This window comes from Pseudomonas sp. C2B4 (genome assembly GCF_013359695.1).
In the GTDB taxonomy this organism is placed as follows: Bacteria; Pseudomonadota; Gammaproteobacteria; order Pseudomonadales; family Pseudomonadaceae; genus Aquipseudomonas.
The window spans coordinates 1-18,155 of the sequence record NZ_JABFMU010000003.1 but is presented as its reverse complement, the minus strand read 5'-3'; the positions used below and the strand labels follow the sequence as shown (position 1 = coordinate 18,155).

The 18,155-nt window shown below is 61.0% G+C and carries 17 protein-coding genes; 13 read left to right on the top strand and 4 right to left on the bottom strand.

Annotated elements, in window-relative coordinates; translation table 11 throughout:
* The first annotated feature begins 8 nt into the window (after positions 1–8).
* The 6 genes from HNQ83_RS03195 (at position 9) to HNQ83_RS03170 (ending at position 6,793) form a co-directional block, all read left to right on the top strand.
* The gene (locus tag HNQ83_RS03195) at positions 9–1,076 is read left to right on the top strand and encodes a DUF2333 family protein (protein WP_095192037.1); all 1,068 of its coding nucleotides are present in this window, start codon (positions 9–11) and stop codon (positions 1,074–1,076) included.
* A gap of 3 nt (positions 1,077–1,079) precedes the next feature.
* Complete coding sequence (locus HNQ83_RS03190) at positions 1,080–1,649, top strand: NUDIX hydrolase (protein ID WP_175387631.1); 570 nt, start codon at positions 1,080–1,082, stop codon at positions 1,647–1,649.
* Positions 1,650–1,939: 290 nt separating this feature from the next.
* Positions 1,940–2,311: a translation initiation factor Sui1 gene (locus HNQ83_RS03185; RefSeq protein ID WP_041068080.1), complete on the top strand. Its 372-nt coding sequence runs from the start codon at positions 1,940–1,942 to the stop codon at positions 2,309–2,311.
* 219 nt (positions 2,312–2,530) lie between these two features.
* Entirely contained in the window at positions 2,531–4,444 is a 1,914-nt protein-coding gene (gene speA, locus HNQ83_RS03180) for an arginine decarboxylase (protein ID WP_175387630.1), read from the top strand.
* Positions 4,445–4,676: 232 nt separating this feature from the next.
* Positions 4,677–5,999 carry a type VI secretion system Vgr family protein gene (locus tag HNQ83_RS03175; protein ID WP_175387629.1) on the top strand — a complete coding sequence of 441 codons (1,323 nt, stop codon included), beginning with the start codon at positions 4,677–4,679 and terminating at the stop codon, positions 5,997–5,999.
* The gene (locus HNQ83_RS03170) at positions 5,996–6,793 is read left to right on the top strand and encodes a DUF4123 domain-containing protein (protein WP_175387628.1); all 798 of its coding nucleotides are present in this window, start codon (positions 5,996–5,998) and stop codon (positions 6,791–6,793) included. The genes HNQ83_RS03175 and HNQ83_RS03170 overlap by 4 nt, the downstream gene beginning before the upstream one ends.
* An 11-nt stretch (positions 6,794–6,804) precedes the next feature.
* Here HNQ83_RS03170 and HNQ83_RS03165 read toward each other — a convergent pair whose 3' ends face one another.
* A complete protein-coding gene (locus tag HNQ83_RS03165; protein WP_175387627.1) occupies positions 6,805–8,151 on the bottom strand; it encodes an MATE family efflux transporter in 1,347 nt (448 codons plus the stop codon).
* A 166-nt stretch (positions 8,152–8,317) separates the two neighbouring features.
* Positions 8,318–8,611 carry a hypothetical protein gene (locus HNQ83_RS03160; protein ID WP_175387626.1) on the bottom strand — a complete coding sequence of 98 codons (294 nt, stop codon included), beginning with the start codon at positions 8,609–8,611 and terminating at the stop codon, positions 8,318–8,320.
* Between the two features lie 253 nt (positions 8,612–8,864).
* Between HNQ83_RS03160 and HNQ83_RS03155 the strand changes: the two genes are divergently transcribed.
* From HNQ83_RS03155 to HNQ83_RS03135, 5 genes are all read left to right on the top strand, one after another.
* Positions 8,865–9,167 (top strand): MazG-like family protein, encoded by a 303-nt coding sequence (locus HNQ83_RS03155; protein ID WP_096513594.1) that lies wholly within the window; start codon positions 8,865–8,867, stop codon positions 9,165–9,167.
* Positions 9,167–9,916 carry a methyltransferase domain-containing protein gene (locus HNQ83_RS03150; protein WP_175387625.1) on the top strand — a complete coding sequence of 250 codons (750 nt, stop codon included), beginning with the start codon at positions 9,167–9,169 and terminating at the stop codon, positions 9,914–9,916. Before HNQ83_RS03155 ends, HNQ83_RS03150 begins: the two co-directional genes overlap by 1 nt.
* 12 nt (positions 9,917–9,928) lie before the next feature.
* Positions 9,929–10,546, top strand: coding sequence for a DUF4136 domain-containing protein (locus HNQ83_RS03145; RefSeq protein ID WP_175387624.1), 618 nt, complete (start codon positions 9,929–9,931; stop codon positions 10,544–10,546).
* A gap of 56 nt (positions 10,547–10,602) precedes the next feature.
* Positions 10,603–11,160 carry a DUF4136 domain-containing protein gene (locus tag HNQ83_RS03140; protein WP_175387623.1) on the top strand — a complete coding sequence of 186 codons (558 nt, stop codon included), beginning with the start codon at positions 10,603–10,605 and terminating at the stop codon, positions 11,158–11,160.
* A gap of 232 nt (positions 11,161–11,392) precedes the next feature.
* Entirely contained in the window at positions 11,393–13,375 is a 1,983-nt protein-coding gene (locus HNQ83_RS03135; protein WP_175387622.1) for a pilus assembly protein TadG-related protein, read from the top strand.
* Here HNQ83_RS03135 and HNQ83_RS03130 read toward each other — a convergent pair.
* Together HNQ83_RS03130 and HNQ83_RS03125 are read right to left on the bottom strand one after the other, a co-directional pair.
* Positions 13,345–16,113: a PAS domain-containing sensor histidine kinase gene (locus HNQ83_RS03130; RefSeq protein ID WP_175387621.1), complete on the bottom strand. Its 2,769-nt coding sequence runs from the start codon at positions 16,111–16,113 to the stop codon at positions 13,345–13,347. The two genes, HNQ83_RS03135 and HNQ83_RS03130, sit on opposite strands and share 31 nt — an antisense overlap.
* Positions 16,110–16,550, bottom strand: coding sequence for a TadE/TadG family type IV pilus assembly protein (locus HNQ83_RS03125; protein ID WP_175387620.1), 441 nt, complete (start codon positions 16,548–16,550; stop codon positions 16,110–16,112). Before HNQ83_RS03125 ends, HNQ83_RS03130 begins: the two co-directional genes overlap by 4 nt.
* A gap of 75 nt (positions 16,551–16,625) precedes the next feature.
* On the opposite strand from HNQ83_RS03125, the gene HNQ83_RS03120 reads away from it, so the two are divergent.
* Positions 16,626–17,096 (top strand): prepilin peptidase, encoded by a 471-nt coding sequence (locus tag HNQ83_RS03120; RefSeq protein ID WP_175387619.1) that lies wholly within the window; start codon positions 16,626–16,628, stop codon positions 17,094–17,096.
* A 102-nt stretch (positions 17,097–17,198) separates the two neighbouring features.
* Complete coding sequence (locus tag HNQ83_RS03115) at positions 17,199–17,987, top strand: response regulator (RefSeq protein WP_175387618.1); 789 nt, start codon at positions 17,199–17,201, stop codon at positions 17,985–17,987.
* Positions 17,988–18,155: the final 168 nt, after the last annotated feature.

The window sequence follows — 18,155 nt, the reverse complement described above, 5'->3', positions numbered from 1 at the left end:
ATATCGCCATGCTGGACTGGAAGAACCGCGCCGGTAGCGCGCCTGAACGTGCCGCTGAACCGAAATCGGCTACCCGCAGTTACCTGGGCGGCCTGTTGTTCAGCCGGGCGCTGGCCACGCTGATCGGTCTCTACCTGTTGGTGGCGATCGCCCTGGGCTGGTACTGGAGCCAGGAGCCTGCGCTGTTTCCGGTGCAGCAGACGGCGCAAATGGCCGCGGAGAAAGAAGGCAAGCAGATGGTGGTTGGCTACACCACCGTGGAAACCCTCAAGACCGTTGCCGGCACCTTGCTGACCAAGCAGGGTGGCTACATTTCCAACGACCGCTTCCCGCCGGGCCTGTGGATGGACAACATGCCAAGCTGGGAGTACGGCGTGCTGGTGCAGGTGCGTGATTTGAGCCGGGCGCTGCGAAAAGACTTCGCCCGCTCGCAGTCGCAGTCCGCCGAAGACGCCGATCTGGCCAAGGCCGAACCGCGTTTCAACTTCGACAATAAGAGCTGGGTGCTGCCATCCAGTGAGTCTGAATATCAGGAAGGCATCAATTCCCTGAGCCGCTATCAGGCGCGCCTGTCCGATCCGAATCAGAAGAGCGCACTGTTCTATGCCCGTGCCGACAACCTGAATAACTGGCTGGGTGACGTCGGGACTCGTCTGGGCTCGCTCTCGCAACGCCTGTCGGCCAGCGTTGGCCGGGTCAAGCTCAACACGGCGTTGAAGACCGAGGTCGTGGCGCCGGGTGTGGCGCCGCAGGTCGACGAAGAAATCGTCGAGACCCCTTGGCTGCAGATCGACAACGTCTTCTATGAAGCCCGCGGACAGGCCTGGGCCTTGTCGCACCTGCTGCGCGCCATCGAAGTCGACTTCGCCGACGTGCTGGCCAAGAAGAACGCCACCGTCAGCGTGCGCCAGATCATTCGTGAGCTGGAAGCGTCGCAGGAAACACTGTGGAGCCCGATGATCCTCAACGGCAGCGGCTTCGGCGTGCTGGCCAACCACTCGCTGGTCATGGCCAATTACATTTCCCGGGCCAACGCGGCGGTGATCGATTTGCGTCAATTGCTGAATCAGGGCTGAGTCATGGTCGACAGTTCCATCGACAGCTCGCGTGAGGCCGCCCACCGGGCGGCTTCCGATGCCGAGCAAATCGCCTGGGTCGACGAGCATGACAACCTGCTCGGTGCTCTGGTCCGCTCCGATCTGCGCGAGCGTGGGCTGATCGGGCGCGGTACCTACATTATGTTGTTCAACTCCGCTGGCGAGCTTTGCGTGCACCGCCGCACCCTGAGCAAGGCGATCTATCCCGGATACTGGGACGTGGCGGCGGGCGGCATGGTGCTCGCCACCGAAACCTATGCCGAATCGGCGGCCCGGGAGCTGGAAGAGGAGCTGGGCGTGAGTGGCGTGGAATTGACGGCCCATGACCACTTTTTCTTCGAGGACACCGGTAATCGCCTCTGGTGTTCGGCGTTTTCGGCGGTGTGGGACGGCCCGTTGGTCCTGCAACCGGAAGAGGTGCTTGAAGCCCGCTTTTTGCCGATTGAAGAGGTGTTGCGGGAAATCGAGCAAAAGCCTTACTGCCCGGACTCTTTGGCGGCATTGAAACGCTATCTGAGGTCTCGCGGGCAAGACGTCGCAAAAGAGCTATAAATTGGCGCCGATTGGCTCTTAGCAATCGGCGTTTTTGCCGTTACACTGCGCGACCTTTTCAAACTGAACCGGTATTGCTGTTGTAGGAGCGAGCTTGCTCGCGATGGACGTTAACGATAACGCGGGCATCCAGAATGAACGCGTCACCTTTGTGTTCATCGCGAGCAAGCTCGCTCCTACAGAGATCCAACCGTTTCAGTAGCGCTGCCCCTGCCTGAGTGGGGCTTCGCGGTCGATGGCGCCTGCCCAGGTTGCCGCGACCAGTCTTTGTCCTCCCAAGAGGATTGCCGGTGGCCAAAAAAGCCGCATCCTTCGCCGCCCTTGGTGGCCTGGTATTTTCCACCGACGCAGGTCGTCATTGCCCGGAATGCAGTAAACCGGTGGATGCCTGCATCTGCAAACAGACCGTTATCCCGGCCGGCGACGGCATTGCCCGCGTGCGTCGCGAAAGCAAGGGCCGTGGCGGCAAGACGGTGACGACCATCACCGGCGTGCCGTTGGCCGAAGACGCGCTCAAGGAGCTGGCGACTACGCTGAAGAAGCGTTGTGGTACCGGCGGGGCGTTGAAAGACGGGGTCATTGAAATCCAGGGCGATCATGTCGAGCTACTCTTGGCCGAGTTGATCAAACACGGATTCAAGGCGAAGAAGTCCGGCGGCTAGCAGCCTCTGTGAAAACCACCTGCGGCTTGATCCAGTCCTGAATGTCTTCAAGACTGGCGTCGTCACCATGGTTTTCACAGAGCCTGTTCATGACCGGTTTCTAAACTCACTGCGGTCGGCGAGGTCTACCCCCTCGTTGACGAACCGTCATTTTCATTCTTTAGACTGCGCCGGCCTGAATCCAGGCGACGCACTATGACTTCTTTATAGGGGACTTCGATGTCCGTACGACGCACACGCAAAGACGATGGCAGCCAATGGACAGTTGCGGACAGCCGCAGTGTTTACGGGATTCGCCATTGGGGGGCCGGGTATTTCGCGATCAATGACGCCGGTCGCGTCGAAGTTCGTCCGAACGGCCCGAGCAGTTCGCCTATCGATCTGTTCGAGCAAGTCGACCAGCTGCGCGAGAGCGGCCTGTCGCTGCCGTTGCTGGTGCGTTTCCCGGATATTCTGCAAGACCGCGTGCGTCAGCTGACTGGCGCGTTCGATGCCAACATCGAGCGTCTGGAATACCAGAGCAAGTACACCGCGCTGTACCCGATCAAGGTGAACCAGCAGGAAGCGGTGATCGAAAACATCATCGCGACCCAGAACGTGTCCATCGGCCTGGAAGCCGGCTCCAAGCCTGAGCTGCTGGCGGTGCTGGCACTGGCGCCGAAGGGCGGCACCATCGTCTGCAACGGCTACAAGGACCGCGAGTTCATCCGCCTGGCGCTGATGGGCCAGAAACTCGGCCACAACGTGTTCATCGTGATCGAGAAAGAGTCCGAAGTCGGTCTGGTGATCGAAGAGGCCGCCTCGCTCAAGGTCAAGCCACAGGTTGGCCTGCGCGTACGTTTGTCGTCCCTGGCGTCGAGCAAGTGGGCCGACACCGGTGGCGAGAAATCCAAGTTCGGTCTGTCGGCGGCGCAACTGCTGTCGGTGGTCGAGCGTTTCCGCGCCGCTGGCCTGGACCAGGGCATTCGCCTGCTGCACTTCCACATGGGTTCGCAGATCGCCAACCTGGCGGACTACCAGCACGGCTTCAAGGAAGCGATCCGTTACTACGGCGAGTTGCGCAACCTCGGCCTGCCGGTGGACCACATCGACGTTGGTGGTGGCCTGGGCGTGGACTACGACGGTACGCACTCGCGTAACGCCAGTTCGATCAACTACGACATGGACGATTACGCCGGTGTCGTGGTCGGGATGCTCAAGGAATTCTGCGACGCGCAGAGCCTGCCGCACCCGAACATTTTCTCCGAAAGCGGCCGTTCCCTGACCGCGCACCACGCCATGCTGGTGATCCAGGTGACCGACGTCGAGAAACACAACGACGACGTGCCGCAGATCGAGAACAAGGAAGCGCTGCCGGAAACCGTGCAGTGGCTGGTGGACCTGCTGGGTCCGACCGACATCGAGATGGTCACCGAAACCTACTGGCGCGCCACGCACTACATGAGCGATGTCGCTGCCCAGTACGCCGATGGCAAGCTGACCCTCGCCGAAAAAGCCCTGGCCGAGCAATGCTACTTTGCCGTGTGCCGTCGCCTGCACAACTCGTTGAAGGCGCGTCAGCGTTCCCACCGCCAGGTGCTGGACGAACTCAACGACAAGCTGGCCGACAAGTACATCTGCAACTTCTCGGTGTTCCAGAGCCTGCCGGATACCTGGGCCATCGACCAGGTGCTGCCGATCATCCCGCTGCATCGCCTCGACGAAGAGCCGCTGCGTCGTGCGGTGCTGCAAGACCTGACCTGCGACTCCGACGGCAAGATCAACCAATACGTCGACGAGCAGAGCATCGAAACCAGCTTGCCGGTGCACGCGCTGAAAGACGGCGAAGACTACCTGCTGGGCGTGTTCCTGGTGGGTGCTTATCAGGAAATTCTCGGCGACATGCACAACCTGTTCGGTGACACCGATTCGGTGAACATCTATCAGAACGCCGACGGCAGTGTGTACCACGCTGGTATCGAAACCCACGACACCATCGAAGACATGCTGCGTTATGTGCACTTGTCGCCGGAAGAGCTGATGACCCACTACCGCGACAAGTGCGCCAGTGCCCGCATCAGCGCCAGTGAGCGCACCCAGTTCCTCGACGCCTTGCGCCTGGGCTTGACCCGTTCGTCTTACCTGTCTTCCTGAGGTAAGCCCCGCTCTCATCAGGTTGTCTGAAAATTTTCCACAAGGCTGCGGAAATTTCAGATGACCTGGTGCGACGACTCTCTTTTCCCTAGCGAAATGACCAGCCTTTCTGGCTTTTCAAGCCATTGGTCTTCTTTTCGCGTAGGTCATTTCCTAAGTTGTACTTCACCTCTCTACTCGGCCATGTCTCTCGGCGAGAATCCCCGGCCGCCCCTCCAGTAGAGAATCGCCGATGTTCGATCCCCTCAACGAACCTGAATTTCGTCTGGACGTAGCAGGTCTGTCCGATGCCTTCGAAGTTCTGGCCTTTACCGGTAGAGAAGCAATCAGCGAACCCTTTGTGTTCGACGTGGATTTGCTGATCGATGACCCCGCCCTTGACCTCGCCAGCCTGCTTTACCGACCGGCTTCCTTGCATTTCGGGCTGGTGGGAAACAGCGTCCACGGGCAATTGCACGAACTGGTCCAGCGCGACCATGGCTCGGATGTCAGGCTGTGTCATGTTCGCCTGGAGCCGAAACTGGCGTGCCTGGCCCGGCGTTTCAGCCAACGTATTTTCAGTGCCCGTTCGGTCCCGCAAATCCTCGACCAGGTGCTCAAGGAGCACGGGATTGTCGGCCAGGACCGGCGCTTCGAACTGAGCGGTGACTATCCGCCGCGGGATTTCTGCACGCAGTACCGTGAATCGGACCTGCAATTTCTCCAGCGTTTGTGTTCCCAGGAACGGCTTCACTACCACTTTGAGCATCGGGCACGGGGGCACTGCGTGGTGTTTGCCGATGGGCGGGGGCATTTCCCTGTGGGCGAAACGGTGATTTTCAGGCGCGAGGGCGAACGGGCGGCGGTGCGGCGTTTCGAGGTTCAGCGATCCGCCGACAATACGCAGCAGCGTGCTGAATGCCACACCGATCTGACGACCTTGCGCAGTGGTCAATTGATGCCACTGGCTGAACACCCGGTGATCGAGTGGAATCAGTTATGGCTGCTGACCCATGTCGAGCATCAGGGCAGCCAGGATCCATTCATCCCTTACAGCAACCGTGTGCGTGCAATGCCTTGGGACGCGACGTTCGAGTCACGCCGGGGGGCTGACAAACCCAGGATGCACAGCCTGCAACGGGCGTGGGTGGTGAGCGTTGATGAGTCTCAACCGGATCTGGCGCGACCGGTGGCCGTGCAGTTTGACTGGTCTTATCAGGGGGAGGGGGCGACGCCTGGCCATTGCTGGCTGCCGTTGGCGCCGCCGTTGCAATCGGCAACCGGCACAGGGTTGAACGAAGGCGCGGAGGTCGTGGTGAGCTTTATCGAGGGCGACCCGGATCAGCCGTTGATCACCGGAGTCCTTCACGTGCCAAAACCAACTGAAGAGGCCGATACGACCGGCCCGGCGATGACCGATCAAGCTCCGCCCGAGGGTGTACAGGATTGGCTGCATTCGGCGGAGCCTTTGTTGCTGTTGTGCCTGTTGCCCGGTGGGGGCAGTTTCAATCATTGCACGCAGGCGCTCTGTACCTGTCGAGCGGCGACGCGACTTGGCCAGAGCGGTGCAGCATGATCGCCGTGCACACGGCCGATACGATGCCGCAATGGTTGTTGCTGGATGTACCGGGTATGCCGCAGGCGGGGCTGACGTTGAAAAAGCAGTTCGCCCAGTCCCGATGGTTTTCGCTGTTCGAAGGCACCGAATGGCATGCACTGCACGAGCAAGGCCCGGCACTGATTCATTTGCGGAGCTGCCCGATGCTGGCCGAGCTGTGCCAGCGTGATACGCAGCATTGGCCTGGCTTACTGCTGATCAGCGAGGCGCCGGCGTCGACGTTGCTGGCGCATTTGCGGTGCATGCTCACTGTCAGTTTTGGCCTGCATCACCGGGCCTTGCTGAGTTACTACAACCCGTACACCGCCAGTTACTTTTTCGATGCCTGCGATGCCGGGGAACTGAGTCGCTGGCTGGGGCCGATCAGGCAGTTGCGTTGGTTTGGTGGCACTTGGGCCGATCGGGCGTTCGGCAGTCAGGGATGGCAAAAGCTGCTCAATCCGGGACTTGCCGTCGGCCCTTTGGCCGTTGAAGAAAACCTCAGTCCCCGGCAACGGGAAAAACTGCAAACCTGCCTGCTGGAACAGCACGCCTGGCACTGGAGCCAATCCACCTCGACCGATTACGCCCGCCTGTGGGCCTGGCTACAGGAAGGTCTGGCGCTGGGTTTCAGCGAGCGCCCGATTCTGGATGGCTGGCTATGGTTGCGCTTGCAGCATCCCGACGCTGTGCCCGTCTCACCTTTAGCAGGACGGACCCAACAGCAACGGCTAGACATCCTGCGCAACCATTGGCAGGGCGACCAACCCTGAGTGCCGAGCGGTCAGTGGGCGCGGACGAACCAGCCGTCGTTGCGACGCAGGCGCCAGGCAATGACGCCCAGGGTCAGGCTACGCAGCAACATGAACACCAGGAAGGTTATCCACAAGCCGTGGTTGCCCAAACCTTGCAGCGCCCAACCGAACGGCACCAGCAAGGCCACGGTCAGCAGCATGCCATTGCGCATTTCCCGCGCGCGGGTGGCACCGATGAACAGCCCGTCCAGCAGGTAGCTCCAGACCGCGATCAGTGGTAACGCAGCGAGGTAGGGCAAGTAGATGAACGCCGTGTCACGCACACTGGCAATGTCGGTCTGCATCTCGATGAACAGGTGCCCGGCCAACAGAAACAATACGGCAAACCCCAGGCTCGCCAGCAACGACCAGCCGCAGGCCACCACCAGGGAACGGCGCAGGGCATCCCGGTCGCGAGCGCCGATGGCATGTCCGCACAGGGCCTCCACGGCGTGGGCCAGACCATCGAGTGCGTGGGCGGTCAGCAGTAAGCCATTGAGCAGCAGCGCGTTGGCGGCAACGGTGGCATCGCCCAGTCGCGCGCCTTGCACGGTGATCAGAAAAAACACCGATTGCAGGGCCAGGCTACGGATGAAGATGTCGCGATTGACCGCCAGCAACGGACGCCAGCTCTGCCACAGCGCCAACGCTGCCCAAACGATGTGACCCGGGTAAGCGCGCAGGGCCTGGCGGGTCATCAGCAAGCCGATCAGGGCGCCCGTCCACTCGGCGATGACCGACGCCCTGGCCGCGCCGACCACGCCCCATTCCAGTCCGAGGACAAACCACAGGTTCAGGGCGATGTTGACCAGGTTGGTACTCAGCAGGATCACCAACGGCGCACGGGCGTTTTGCGTGCCGAGAAACCAGCCGACCAGCGCATAACTGGCCAGTGCCGCAGGCAGACCGAAGAGCCTTGTGTGGAAGAACTCGCGGGTCATCTGGTCCAGTTCTGCCGACGGCTGCATGAAGTGCAGGGCAACCCCGCTTAACGGAATGCCGGCGGCACCCAGCACGATGGCCAGTCCCATGGCCAACAACAGACCCTGCAACAAGATCTGACGCAACGCCGCGCCATCTCCACGGCCGGCGGCCTGGGCGGCGAACCCGGTGGAACCCATGCGCAGAAAACCCATGGCCCAGGCCAGAAAGGTATACAGGCTGGCCCCGACCGCGACGGCTCCGAGTTGATGGGCGTGGGGCAGGTGGCCGATGACGGTGCTGTCGACCAACGCCACCAGCGGTACGGAAATGTTCGAGAGAATCATCGGCGCCGCCAGCGCCCAGACCCGACGATGGGTGGGGCGGTCGCGCCAATCGGCAATCAGGTTGGACATGCAGGCTCCTTGGAGGAGCGGGCATTGTAGCGGTGACGCAATCTTCCAGACACCAGAGATCTGGTGTGGGAGCGGGCTTGCCCGCGAATGCGGTGTGCCAGTTTAGGCAATGCTGGATGTGCCGACGCTTTCGCGAGCAAGCCCGCTCCCACAGGTTTTGGTGGTGTCAGTGCATGATCCAACTGAGCAGCCACAACCCCAGCATCAACCAGATGAGCCCCATGATGAACGCCGCATTCATGAAGGCGCGGATGGCTGACCACAGCAGCACCAGGCCGAGGATCAGGACAACGATGCTGATGATCGAGGTGTCCATGCCCAATGCACGGGACAGGCCGTCGACAAAGTTGCTGCTGGCACGGCTTACCATCTGGAACAGGCCACTGAGGGCATCGACGATGAACCGGATGACTGTGCCGAGTGCCTGGCCGAGCCATTCGAAAAAACCTTCTACCTGCATGGAATGAGCGTCCTGATGAATTCGAGTGTTGGGCCATTGAGCACGGTGGCGAGTTCCCCACAGCATAGAGCGTTGCGCACAATCTGTGGGAGCGAGCCTGCTCGCGAAGGCGGTGGTGCAGGCAATATTGATGTGTCTGACCCACCATCTTCGCGAGCAGGCTCGCTCCCACAAAAACAGACGGGTCGTTCAACGGTTGTCACTTGCCTTCATTCGCCATCCCCCCGAAGCTATACGCCTTCAGGAGAGCCCGATGAACCTTGTTGAACTGACCGAACGCCTGCACGCCATCCGTGACCGCAATGACTGGCAGCCCTTTCACAGCCCGAAAAACCTGGCCATGGCCGCGAGTGTCGAGATGGCCGAACTGGTGGAGATTTTCCAGTGGCTGACCGAAGACCAGTCGCGGCAGTTGCCGGCGGACAAACTGGCCCATGCCGGGCAGGAGATCGGCGATATCGTCCTCTACCTGCTGTTGCTGTGCAGCGAGTTGGGCCTGGACATGAATGACGTGGTGCGCAGCAAGTTGGCCGACAGCGAACGGAGGTTCAGCTGATGAGCGACCGTCATTTCGATCAACTGGCAACGCGCTTCGCTGAAAAAATCTACGGTGGGGCCAAAGGCGCGATCCGCCTGGCGGTGCTGCAGGCCGACCTGGACGAAATCCTGCCGGACCGGCCGCTGCGGGTCCTGGATATCGGTGCCGGCCTCGGCCACATGTCGTTGTGGCTGGCCGAGCGCGGGCATCAGGTGACCTTGGCCGAACCGGCCGAGCCCATGCTCGAGGGCGCCCGTCAGCGTTTCGCCGAGGCCAGACAAACCGCAACCTTCATTCAGGCGCCGTGGCAGGAGCTGCTCGGTCAGCTCACCGAACCCTACGATCTGGTGCTGTGCCATGCCGTGCTGGAATGGTTGGCCGAACCCCACGCCATCCTGCCGGTACTGCATCAACTGACCAAGGCCGATGGCTGGCTGTCCCTGGCCTTCTACAACCGCGACGCGCTGATTTATCGCAACTTGCTCAAGGGGCATTTCCGCAAGATGCGCAAGAACGACATGGCCGGCGAGAAGCAGAGTCTGACCCCGCAACAGCCCCTGGATCCACGGGAGTTGGCGGCGCAACTTGAAGGCTTGTGGCAGGTCGAAACCCAGAGTGGCGTGCGGGTTTTTCACGATTACATGCCCGTGGAATTCCAGGCCCGCGCCGACTTGTCGGATTTGCTCGAAATGGAGCTGGCGCACCGCCGTCACCCAAGCTTTGCCGGGCTTGGGCGCTACTTGCACTGGATCTGCCGGCCTGTCTGATCGGAGCGTGAAATGAAAACTCGTTCAGGGTTGTTGGTGATCTGCCTGGGTTTGGCTGCCTGCCAGGGCACCAACCCGTATGTGGCGTCCTCCAACCCGATTCCCCCGGCGCCGCCACAGGCGGCCAACACCTTCGACCGCAGCGCCTACCCGGCACCGCCCCGTGACTACGGGCGCTACCGCAGTTGGGCCTGGCTCGACGGGCGCCTGCCACCGGGCACTTCGTGGGCCGACTCGGCGCAGGTCGCCGAGGCGGTCAGCAATGCGCTGGACCAACGCGGTTTGCGCCCCCTGCACGACAATCGCCCGGCGGACTTGTTCGTCAGCGCTGACCTGCGCCTGGAGACCCGCTTGCGTCAGGTTCAGGACGACTACGGCTATTACGGCGGTTACGGCGGCTACAACAGGTATGGGTATGGCCCGGGTTATGGCATGTACGGCAGCGTGCCCGTCGTGCGGACTTATCAGGAACAAGTGGTCGTGGTGCAGGTGGATATGTACGACGCACAGAGCGGCCAACCGGTGTGGAGTTCCAGCGCCGAAACCAGCAGGCGAAGCACTCAGAGCCAGCAAGCAGATGCCATTCGGGAAGCTGTAGAAAAGGCGATGTCGGCGTATCCTCCTAGTTAGCTTCTGTTGTTAAGAAGCATTTCACACAGGTTCATGTTCTCAATCGGAGAATCATCATGTTCCGCCGTTTCGCTTTACTGGCAGTGGCCGCGCTGCTCAGTGCCTGCGCCGCCAACCAGGTCAATCATGACTTCGACGCCAGCCGCGATTTCGCTTCCTATCACAGCTGGAGCTGGAAAGAACCCGCCCTGCAATACCGCCCGGACGACCCCCGGATCAAGAGCGACCTGACCGAGCAACGCGTGCGCCAATCGGTGGCCGATCAACTGGATCAGCGTGGGTTGCGTCCGGCGGCAGGCGGTGCCAAGGGTGATTTGAATGTGCAGACCTACCTGATTGTCGAAGAGCGCCAGCAACAAGTGACCACTAACTATGGTGGCGGTTGGGGTAACCCGTGGTACGGCTACTGGGGCGCACCGATGTACAACGAAACCCGCAACATCAGTTACAAGGTGGCGACCATCCAGATCGACCTGCTCGATGGCAAGGACGGCAAACTGGTATGGCGCGGCAGTGATGAACAGATACTCAGCCGCACACCGAATCCTTCGGACCGCAGCAATGCGATACGCGAAACGGTCACCCGGATATTGGCCAACTATCCACCCCGGTAATCACGTATTTCACTAACACCACCTATCCCTTGTGGGAGCGGGCTTGCTCGCGAAAGCAGTGTGTCAGTCGACATCAAACTGACTGATACACCGCTTTCGCGAGCAAGCCCGCTCCCACAGGGGTTTTTTGGTGACTGTATGGCGAGTTGCCAGCAGTGAGCTGAACCCTTGTCTACACTGCATCACACCAACGGAGGTAGCGCCCGGCAGAGCGCCGGCAAAGGAGTGCGCGATGTCGCCCCGCATGCAGTTTCGCGGTCCGGCCCGACAACGGGGGGCGATCGGTCTGATGGCGACCCTCACACTGGCATTGGCGCTGGTGTTCGCCTTGCTCGTCCTCGACAGCGGTCGTCTCTACCTGGAAAAACGCAGCCTGCAGCGCGTCGCCGACATGGCTGCTCTTGAAGCTGCCACCCGAGGCGGAGATTGTTCCGCGGGCTCAACAGCCGTTACCTATGCCACCGCCAGTGCGCAGCGCAATGGTTTCCCCCTGCCCAGCGACGGGCGCGGACTGGCCGTTGCCTGCGGTGTGCTGACGCTGGATGCCAACAACCTTCGCGTGTTCGGCGCCGACCCCGGCAAAAGCGAGGCCATCCGGGTCGTCGCCAGCCATGTCGTCACACAGAGCATTGCCGGCGGGATTGGCGCACTGTTCGGCGGCGCTCCGGCAGGTTCAAAACTCACCCTCAGCGCTACCGCTGTCGCAGCATTGCCGCCCCCGTTGGCGTCGCTGACCATCCGCAGTGCCGCGCTGAGCTTCGATACCAGCAAAGCCACCATCACCAATTCGTTGTTCGGCGGCTTGTTGGGCGGCAGCGTCAATATCAGCGCGGTGGGCTGGAACGGATTGGTCAATACCAATATCAGCCTGCTCGGTTACCTCAATCGATTGAAAATCGACCTGGGCCTGAGCGCGGCAGGCTACGACCAAGTGCTGGGCAACACGATCAACGTCAGCCAATTGATCCAGACGGCCATTAATGTGCTGGACCCCAATGGCACCCTGAGTGCGAGCGCAACGATTGTCAGCCTGCAAGCGTTGAAGGTGGCTTCCGGAGCAAACAGCGTGGTGCTGGGTAACCTGTTGCATGTTGAAAGTGGCACCGACATTTCAGCCCTGGCCGTGAACCTCAAGGCCTTCGACCTGATTGAAGGGGTTGTGCAGCTGGCCAACAAGAAAAACGGTCTGGTGGCGACCCTGCCGATCAACCTCGCGGGCGTGGCGCAAATCACCGCACGCATTCAGGTGATGGAACCGCCGCAACTGTCCGCCATCGGCAACCCGAAAAACGCGGCACTGGCGCCGTTGGGGCCCAATCGAATCTATGTGAAAACCGCCCAGGTCAAGACATTGCTGTCGATCAACCTGCCAGTGCTCGGGGCGATCACGCCGCTGGTCAATGCAGTCCTGGATCTGGTCGCACCGCTGGCAAACGTCCTCGAACCCTTGCTGCATCTGGACCTGGTGGGTGTCATCGATTCATTGACCTGTGCGCTGGGCGCGGCGTGTGACATCCCGGAAATCAAGCTGCTGCCACCGCCGATACGGATCGACGTTGCGCTGGAAGCGGCCGGTGCCTGGAGCTATGTCACCGCTTACAGTTGCGTGAGCGCGACCAGCAAAAGCCTGACGACCAACACCACCACCACGCTGATCGGCCTGAAAATCGGCCAGATCGATCCTTCAGATGTGTTTGGCTCTCCCACCGTTCCGCCGACCAATAACGTCAAGCCGTTGAAGGTCATCGATATCGGGGTGCAGACCTGCAACCGGCTGCTGTTCTTGCCACCCGTGTGCTACAACCATCGACCCGGCATCGGTGGCGGCATCGATATTCTGGTCAATACGCCGATCGCGCAGAACGCCAACATGCCACACGTTTATTCTGCACCGGCCGCCTCCAGCCTTCCGGAGATCAATCAGCCACCGTTCTTCTACGCCTTCACCACCCACAACATCGTCAACAGCCTGAGCACCACCGTGAGCAACCTGGGCGTGAACATGTATGGGCCGTCGGGCGGCATCGTGGCGGGGTTGGGGAGCATCTTGAACGACGTCACCACGGCGCTGGTCAATGCCATCAACACAGTGCTTAGCCCGCTGCTGGACACGTTGATCAATACGTTGCTGGCGAGCTTGGGTATCGACCTGAACAAAGTCGAAGTCGGCGCCAACCTCAGCTGTCACTCCGGACGAGCATCGCTGGTGATTTGATCGTCCAGGACGATGGGCAACTCGATGCAAAACCGCGCGCCCTGGACCGAGTTCCTGACGCTGAGCGTGCCGCCCATGTTCTCGATGATGCCGTAACTCACCGACAGCCCCAGACCGGTGCCGACACCCACCGGTTTGGTGGTGAAGAACGGCTCGAAAATCCGCTCCAGCAGGCGCGGATCGATGCCGCCGCCGTTGTCCTCGACCCACAGCCGCACCGACTGCTCATCCCGCTCGGCGTACAGCGAAATCCACGGCTTGAGGCTCGGATCGGTTTCGCGTTTGCCCAGCAATGCATCCCGGGCGTTGACCATCAGGTTGATCAGCACCTGTTCCAGCTGGTCGACATGGCCGTGCACCTGCACCTCGAATCCCGGTTCGCTGATGCGCAAATCAACGCCTTTGCCGCGCATGCCCTCGGCCAGCAGCGAGAGCGTGCCCTCGATGGCCTGGGCCGGGTTGAACGGATGCTGCTCGATCTCTGAACGCCGACCGAAGACCCGCATGTGATCCACCACCCGAGCGGCACGCTGCACCTGTGTATCGATGCGGGTGAGTTTGTCGGTCAGGTAGTCGATTGGCGCATCGCCTTTTTCCAGGCGTTTGAGCACGTTGACGATGGCCATGCGCATCACGTTCAGCGGTTGATTGATTTCATGGGCCAAGCCGGTGGCCATTTCGCCGAGGGTGGCCATTTTTGCACTTTGCATGAGTTGTTGCTGCGAACGCCGGACCTCAGTGTTGTCGCGGCCCACGGCCTGAATTTCCAACAACTGCCCTTGCTGATCGAACACCCCGCGATCCGACCACACCCACCAGGCGTGTTCCCGCCCCGGCAGTTGCAGATTGATCTCGGCGGTGCTGACCGGGAACTCGGGGCTCAACCGACTCAGGCGCTGGTTGAAGGCCTCACGCTGTTCCGTGGACATCCAGCTGCCCAGGTTGACCCCCGGCAATTGCTCCGGCGGGCACTCCAGATACGTCGCCAGCGGTTTGTTGCCGAACGTCAGGGTCAGGTCCGGGCGGTAGCGGCAGATCATCGCCGGCGAGTCTTCCACCAGAATCCGGTAACGCTCTTCGCTCTGCTTGACCTGTTCGGTGGCCAGGGTCGCCTCGGTGACATCCAGCCACAGGCCCACGGCTTCCACCGGCAGGCCCAGATCGTCGCGCAGCAATTTGGCTTCATCGAGCAACCAGTGGTAAGCGCCGCGGCTGTCGCGCAGCCGATAGCGGGCACTGACCGAACCTTCGCGCAACAGTTGGCGGGTGCGTTCGAAATAGCCGTTGCGGTCCTCGGGGTGAATCCGTTCGATCAACGCGGCACCGGCGCAATCGGCCAGAGTCCAGCCCAGCAACGGCAACAGGCTGTCGCTGAAAAAGGTCGGTTGCAACGCGCCTTCGACATACCGCTGCACGTAAATCACGGCAGGCGAATGGGCGATCAGATTGTCGAGTCGCGCATGGGCTGCCGCGGCATGTTGCTCCTGGTTTTTGATGTCGCTGATGTCGAGCATGAAACCCACCAGCCGCCGATGCTTGCCGATGCCCAGGGCCTGGCCTTGCAGGCGATACCAGTCTGGCGCCGAGCCGGTGTCGGGGCGATGTCGGCGCACGCAGGTCAGTAACGGCGTGGCGTCGTCCTGCAACGCTTGCAGGCGACTGCGCAGCTCTTCGCGGTCGGCGGGGTGGACTTGATCGATCCAGTCGGACAACGGTAGGCGCGTACTGGCAAGGTTCAGGGCCGCGGCCAGCGAGGGCGCCAATTGCACCTCGGCACTGTCGCTGAAGACCTCCCACCAGCCCGTACCGAGTAACGCTTGCAGCGATTCCATGCGCTCCAGTTGCAGGTGATGCCGGTGCTCGCGCAAACGCTCCAGCAAGGGGCTGGCGAGCGCGGCGGCGAATTGCAACCAGTCGCGCTCACCCACGTCCGGCGCCTGTTGCTGCACCGAATAGCAGCCGCAGAGCAGCCAGGCCGCCACCCCCTGGGCATCGTGATAAGGCACGACGAAGCCCTCGGTGTTGCCGAAGATGCTTTGCAGGCGTGGGTGCTCCATAAGATTCAGATGCTGCGGCGCGGAGCCGTTCAGGCTGTCGAGGCCCGTGCCCAGGCGCTGACCGTTTTGCCACAGCCGGGGGGCGTCGAATCCCGCGTAGTGGTGGTGAATCTGCCAGCCCTGTTCCTGCTCGTCGAGCAACGCCAATGCAATGCACGGGATGTGAAAACGCTGGGCCAGGCTTTGCAGTTGCTCACTCAGCACTTCCGGCAGGCGCGCCAGGCTGCACAGGCGCAATTGCTCGCCGATCTGCACCGCGAGCAACTGGCACTGCTCGCGCAGGCGCGATTGTCGGCGTTCGAGCAGCAGGTCGCCAATGTCCAGCAATTGCAGCAGCCAGCCATCGGCCAATGGCTGGACCCAGCCACGCAGGTGCAAGGGCTGACCACTCAGGCTGTAGAAATCCAGATCAAGCAGTTGGCCCTGCCAGTCGGCGGGTACGCCCTCGACGACGAGGCTGCAGTGGGGCAATAAAAAATCGAGCAGAGGCGGCACCTGTGCGCCGGGCAGCTGTTGCGCCAATTGATGCCGCAGCGGGCCGGTCAGGTGCAGCACCCGACCCTCGGTATCCAGATGCATTTGCAGACCGACACTGAGCAGGCTCGGTGGCTCCAGGGATGACTGCGGCGGCGAGGGGTGACGGTTGAGCAAGCGCCCGAAGAGTTTGTCCCCGGCACTCAAAATTGCAGGCTCGCACTGGCGGTGAGCGTTGCCGGTAGATTCGGCACCGAGCCGACTCCCGGCAGGTTCAGAAATGGCATCACCGCACTCAATTTGTGGGTGGGGTAGTTGATGCTGACCTTCAACACGCCGGCCGTGTAAGTGGTGGTGGCGTCGGTGTCGACATTGAATTTCAGCGCGGCGGGAATCCATTTCAGCTGACGTTTCAACTCATCCTTGACGATGGTTTTCAGCGCGGCTTCGTATCCGGGTGTGCTCGGATCCAGCGCCACACTACGGCGCACGGCTTCGGCGGTGGACTGATTGAATGATTGCATCAGCAACAGCGGCAGGCTGTACGCGACGATCGCGTAGAACACGGCGAAAAAGATGACGAACACCAAGGCAAATTCGATCGCGGCGGCGCCTTTTTGCTTGCGGGGGAGGTTGGTTTTCATGAGTGCGTCTACCCTGACCATCACTGCGTAATGTCAGCATAGAATCATTCAGCCAAAAGAGACGTTTTTTACCGAATGCAGAACTTTGTCCTACTGATCTGGCTGACGCTTTGCGCAGTGCAGGATGCTCGTGAGCGCCATATCGCCAATAGCCTGACCCTGGGTGTCGGCGCGCTGGCCTTGGGCTGGATGCTATGGAGCGGCACTACCTGGCTTGGCGCAACCGCCGAACAGGGTGGCTGGGCCGCATTGCTGGCGCTGGTCTTTACCCTGCCCGGTTATGCGCTGCGAAAGCTGGGAGCCGGGGATGTGAAACTCCTCACGGCCCTGGGGCTGGCGACCGACGGTCGGCATGTGCTGGGCGTGTTTATCGGTGCCGGGTTGGCCAGCGTGTGCTGGCTGCTGCTGGCGCCAAGAGTCTGGCTTCATATCGGTCAAGGGGTTAGAAGTCATGTGCGTTATCTGGAGCCTGGAATGTCAAAGAAACAACCCTTTGCTCCTTTCCTGCTGGTGGGGTTGCTGCTCACGTTTGCCTGGCTCGGCTAGGTGTACAGAGTCGGGAAGTGCGGCTACTTTCTTACAGTAGCTCTACGGCTACAGGCTGTGAGTACAGGAACGGTCAGCTTTTGACCAGGCAGGGAGTTGCACGTGAACAAGCGTACCTCGGCAGTAAAAGTCCTTGTGGTCGACGACCAGCCCTTGATCGTTGAAGAACTCTGCGAATTTCTTGAGCACAACGGTTACCGTTGTGTGCCTTGCGACTCAGGCCATCAGGCCATCGAGCGTTTTAACGAAGACACCGATATCGGTCTGGTGCTGTGCGATCTGCACATGCCCGGACTGGACGGCATTCAACTGGTCCAGGAGCTGCAACGCCTGTCCGGCAAACACCGTGCATTCGAAGCGATCATGCTCACCGGCCGCGCGGACAAGCAGGACGTGATCAAGGCGTTGCGCGCCGGGATTGCCGATTACTACCAGAAACCGATCGATCTGAATGAGTTGCTCGAAGGCCTGCAGCGTCAGGAAGTGGCCGTGCATGAGCGGCACAAGACCTTGCAACTGGGGCACCTGAATCAGAAGCTGCAGTACCTGTCCGAGTCGATCAATGACCTGTATCAAGACCTGGACAAGGTTCGGCGTGCGCCTGCCTCCGCCGCGACGGATTCGGCTGAGGGCGGTATCAGCGAGGTGGATCGGGTGGAAATCCCGGCGGTTTTCAATCAGCTGTCGCCACGGCAGCTGGATGTGGCGCGGTTGGTGGGCAAGGGGTTTACCAATTATCAGATTGCCTGTGAGTTGGGGATTACCGAGAACACGGTGAAGCTGTATGTGTCGCAGGTGTTGCGGTTGACGCATATGCATAATCGGACGCAGTTGGCGTTGGCGCTTTCGCCCAGTGGTTCCGGGTTGCGCCAGCGAGTCATTGCCCACTGATATTCCCTGGCCGTACCCCGATCAAACTGTGGGAGCGAGCCTGCTCGCGAAGGCGGCCTGACAGCCGACCTGTCTTTTGCTGGTGAACATATCCATTTCTGCGGTAACGGCCGCTTATGGTTTCGCCCTTACGGCGAGTCCCTTTTTCAAACGCCAAAAAGGAACCAA